Below are 4,897 nucleotides of genomic sequence, written 5' to 3'. Positions count from 1 at the left end.
AAGGATTCGACAGACAACTACTATACGACAAACTATCCGGAGCAGATCACGGCGAACTACAGCGAGCCGGTGAAGAAAGCACTGGAAGCTTATGGCGCGACGACATGGAAAGATCTGTTCCCTGGCAAAGAAGAATTCCCGGTCAAAGAATGGGGCGCAGCATACAACCTGCCATCGCCAAGCACGCCGGACTTCACGGTGCCGTTCCAAAAATCGCAGGACATCGTTCGTAAAGCAATCCCAGCCGCAATCGTAGCTGCGCCGGAACAATTCGATGCTATCTACGATCAGATGCTAGCGGATCTTGAAGGCAGCGGTATCCCGGAAATGGAAGCGATGTATACACAGGTAATCAAGGATACGGTAGAGGTCTGGTCAGCCGAATAAATTTATAGTAATCCTAATAGGTACTTGAGAAGCAGCCTTCATCCATACTAGGTGAAGGCTGCTTTTTATGTGAGCTTGCTATACCCAGGTTTTCGGCAAAAGGATAGAAGTGAATATCTAAATCTTCAATCGTATTTTCAGGAATGAATTGACGCTTATTAGCGGCTGACTTATACTAAAAACGTGTGTGTAAGCATTTTCACTGCGAATACGACGGCGCGGATCTAAAACGTTTTCCGAAGACGGAGGTTAGTCGGAATGAAACAAAATCAAACGTATAAATTATGGTACAAACAGCCGGCACAGCGTTGGGAAGAAGCATTGCCGGCAGGTAATGGCCGCCTTGGTGCTATGGTATTTGGCGGCGATCGTCGAGAGCGTCTCCAACTAAACGAAGACACACTGTGGTCGGGCTTTCCTCGAGACAAGGTCAATTATGATGCTCAGCGTTATTTGAAGCAGGCGCGGGAACAAATCTTCGCCGGCAAATACGATGAAGCGGAGAAGCTGATCAATCAACGAATGTTGGGTTGGAACACAGAAGCTTACCAACCGCTGGGAGACCTCTATATCGACCGAATCGGCGGCGGAGAATCAGGGGATTACGAACGGGATCTCGACCTGAGTACGGGCGTACTGACGACAACTTTTACGGCAGACGGCGTTCGCTTCACCCGTGAAGTCTGGATCAGCGAGCCTGATCAGATATTGGCTGTTACCTTAAGTGTGGACCGTCCGGGAAATCTCGACATTGATGTATCCCTGGAGAGTCTGCTGCCCTATGAAACGGCAGCATTTACAGACGGCCGCCTAACAATGAGAGGCATGGCGCCGAGCCATGTGGAATCAAACTATTTCCGCGATCATCCGCAGGCGATTTTGTTCGAGGAAGGATTGGGCATGCGTTTTGAAGCCCAATTAAAGTCGGTTGTCGAAGGCGGAGAAGTTCGCGCAATAGATGGTCGAATTGAAATTCGGGGCGCTGATCGGGTTATGCTGCTGCTGGCGGCCGCGACCAACTTCGAAGCTTACGATAAGCTGCCTGAGAACGGCAGCCGTCGGCCGGACCGATTATGTGAAGCATGGTTGAAGGATGCTTTGGCATTGGACAGGCACGTACTGCGCGAACGGCATATTCGCGAACATACGGCGCTTTTCAGCCGAGTAGAACTGGATTTGGGCGGTACAGAACGTGCCGGGATTCCGACAGACGAGCGCTTGGAAGCCTACAAGCAGGGAGCGGCAGATCCGGCGCTGGAGGCGCTGTACTTCCATTACGGCCGTTATCTGCTGATGGGCAGCTCGCGTCCGGGTACACAGCCGGCCAATTTGCAGGGGATATGGAATGATCAGATCGAGCCGCCGTGGAACAGCAATTATACCTCCAACATTAACGTACAAATGAACTATTGGCCGGTCGAGGTGGTCAACCTGAGAGAATGCCATCAACCGATGCTGAAGATGATCGGCGAACTTGCGCAGGCAGGCCGCCGTACGGCAAGCATTCATTACGGTGCACGGGGCTGGACGGCGCACCACAATGTCGATCTGTGGCGCATGACAACTCCATCTGGCGGCGACGCCAGTTGGGCGTTCTGGCCGATGGGCGGTCTCTGGATGAGCTCGCATTTGTGGGAGCACTATTTGTTTACTCGCGACAAAATTTTCCTGCGCAATGAAGCTTATCCGATCCTGCGGGAAGCTGCATTGTTCGCGATCGACTGGCTTGTGGAGGGACCGGACGGCATGCTGACGACTGCTCCGTCCACCTCGCCGGAGAACCGTTTCCGTACGGATAATGGAGAGCCCTGCAGTACGGCATTTGGTTCGGCAATGGATCTCACGCTCATCCGAGACGTTATGGAGCAGGTGATCGAAGCGGCTGGGATACTGGGTCTTGAGGAAGACGAAACAGCCGAGTTTCGCACGGCATTGGAGCGGCTGCAGCCGCTCCAAGTCGGTCAAGACGGACGGCTGTTGGAATGGGGAACGGAGCTGGAAGAGGAAGAGCCGGGACATCGGCACGTCTCTCATCTGTACGGCGTTTATCCGGGGCATTCGATTAATCGGGAACAATCGCCGGAACTGCTTGAAGCGGCGAAAGCTTCGCTTGCGGCCCGTATTTCAAACGGAGGTGGCCATACCGGCTGGAGCTGTGCATGGTTAATCAACCTTTACGCCCGCCTGCTGGATGGCGAGAGCGCCTACCGCTTCGTCCATACGCTGCTGGCGCGTTCAACGCATCCGAACCTGTTCGATGACCATCCGCCGTTCCAGATCGACGGCAACTTCGGCGGTACAGCCGGCATCGCAGAGCTGCTGCTGCAGAGCCATCTGGGCGAACTTCACCTGCTGCCGGCGCTGCCGGAAGCTTGGGTCGACGGCTCTGTGCGCGGACTGCGTGCGCGGGGAGGCTTCACCGTCGCGCTGGAATGGCGCGGCGGCCGGATTCAGTCGGCCGAAATTACGGCCGACCACTCCGGTCCGGTCCGTCTGCGTACGGACAGCGCCTTTGAAGGATCTTCGCCGGCAGCGGCAGGCGAAGCCGGAGCTTTCATCGGCAACCTAAACATCGCCGCCGGACAAACGGTCCATCTGGATTTCAATTAAGTAGAGGGGAAATTATCGTGGAGCAGGGATAGCGCTCGTCTTTGAAATCGGGCAGCTCCCTTTTCCTTCTATTCAAGTTTCCTGATTGCATTAAGCTTCCCGATTGAAACAGCGGCCAAAACGAAGTCATGCCGCTGCTCCGCAGTTATACAGCGAACTAGACTTTATTAGAGTCCTGCCGAGCCAGGATCACCTACACTCAACTTATGGAGGAACGATAACCATGACCATTTTTCAATTTCCAAAAGACTTCAAATGGGGAACGGCAACAGCGGCCTACCAGATTGAAGGAGCTGCACAGGAAGGCGGACGTGGACCGTCGATCTGGGATACGTTTTCTCACACCCCAGGACGCGTTTACAACGGCGATAATGGCGATGTAGCTTGCGACAGCTACCATCGCTATGAAGAAGACATCGAGCTGATGAAGGAGCTTGGTATCAACACGTACCGCTTCTCGATTTCTTGGCCGCGGATTATTCCTACCGGCGACGGCGAAATCAACCGTGAGGGTCTGAATTACTACCATCGCTTTGTCGATAAACTGCTGGAAGCCGGCATTGAGCCTTTTTGCACGCTGTATCACTGGGATCTTCCACAGGCGCTGCAGGACGTTGGAGGCTGGGAGAACCGCCGCAGTATCGATGCTTTTGTCAAATATTCCGAAGTGATGTATCGCGAGTTTTCCGGGAAGATCAAATATTGGCTGACGTTCAACGAGCCATGGTGCATCGCGTTCTTGTCCAATGTCATTGGTGTTCACGCGCCGGGCAAACAGGATCTTCAAGCAGGGCTTGATGTCGCTCACCATGTGCTTGTCGCTCATGGTAAGTCCGTATCCAAATTCCGCGAACTTGGTATCGAAGGCAAGATCGGCATTGCGCCGAACGTAGCTTGGGCTGTACCTTACTCTAAGAGCGCGGAGGATCAGGGCGCAGCAGACCGCAATATTCAGGTTTATTCCGACTGGTTCCTGGATCCGATCTATAAAGGCAGCTATCCAAAGCCGCTGTACGAATTCTTCGAGCAGTCCGGCCATGTGCCACCGATCCAAGAAGGCGACATGGAAGCCATCGCGCAGCCAATCGATCATATTGGGATCAACTACTACGCAATGAGCGTCAATCGTTTCGATCCGAACGGCGGTTACCTGCAGATGGAAGAAGTCGATATGGGTCTGACCAAGACCGATATCGGCTGGCCGATCGAGTCGAGAGGCCTTTACGAGGTTATCCATTACCTGCAGAAATACGGTAACATCGACATTTACATTACCGAAAACGGCGCCTGCATCAACGACGACGTCGTAAATGGTAAAGTCAACGACATCCGCCGTATTGCTTATCTTCAGCAGCATATTGCCCAGGTTCACCGTGTAATCGCCGATGGAATCAACCTGAAAGGATATATGGCTTGGTCTTTGATGGATAACTTTGAATGGGCGGAAGGCTATCGGATGCGTTTTGGACTGGTTCACCTCGATTACCGCAGCCTGAAACGTACGCCGAAGGAAAGTTTCTATTGGTATCAGAATGTAGTGAAAAACAATTGGATGGAGACTCGCAAAGAACAGTGAAGCAGCGAAGCGCGAATGTTTGCGAGTAACTCGCAAAGAACAGTGAAGCAGCGAAGTGCGAACGTTTGGGAGTAACTCGCAAAGAACAGTGAAGCAGCGAAGTGCGAACGTTTGGGAGTAACTCGCAAAGAACAGTGAAGCAGCGAAGCGCGAATGTTTGCGAGTAACTCGGAAGGGATAACGTAGGGGACGCAGTCCCCAGTGGCTCCCGAGTAACCCGCAAGGAATAGTGTAGGGGACAAAGTCCCCAACATCACTCAACTCTCTTTTTGCATGTCCAGAGGGCGCGGGAAGCCGCGTCCTTTTCGTGTTTCCGTCCCAGTT

The 4,897-nt window shown here is 53.2% G+C and carries 2 protein-coding genes and 1 pseudogene; all 3 read left to right on the top strand.

All coding sequences use genetic code 11. From position 1 onward, the window contains the following. Nucleotides 1–387 (top strand): annotated as a pseudogene (locus F456_RS24625) (ABC transporter substrate-binding protein); the annotation flags it as partial. Between the two features lie 258 nt (nucleotides 388–645). Next, complete coding sequence (locus F456_RS0121295) at nucleotides 646–2,997, top strand: glycoside hydrolase family 95 protein (protein ID WP_018979044.1); 2,352 nt, start codon at nucleotides 646–648, stop codon at nucleotides 2,995–2,997. Between the two features lie 223 nt (nucleotides 2,998–3,220). Continuing rightward, complete coding sequence (locus F456_RS0121290; RefSeq protein WP_018979043.1) at nucleotides 3,221–4,573, top strand: GH1 family beta-glucosidase; 1,353 nt, start codon at nucleotides 3,221–3,223, stop codon at nucleotides 4,571–4,573. Nucleotides 4,574–4,897 lie beyond the last annotated feature (324 nt).

It is taken from the genome of Saccharibacillus kuerlensis DSM 22868 (assembly GCF_000378145.1).
In the GTDB taxonomy this organism is placed as follows: domain Bacteria; phylum Bacillota; class Bacilli; order Paenibacillales; family Paenibacillaceae; genus Saccharibacillus; species Saccharibacillus kuerlensis.
Note: the sequence above shows the minus strand (reverse complement) of the source record. Positions and strands in the feature narration are given on the sequence as shown.

What these genes read in the sequence shown, in the direction of transcription:
- F456_RS0121290 (WP_018979043.1), top strand. Translation starts at nt 3,221, where the DNA reads ATGACCATTTTTCAATTTCCAAAAGACTTCAAATGGGGAACGGCAACA.
- F456_RS0121295 (WP_018979044.1), top strand. Translation starts at nt 646, where the DNA reads ATGAAACAAAATCAAACGTATAAATTATGGTACAAACAGCCGGCACAG.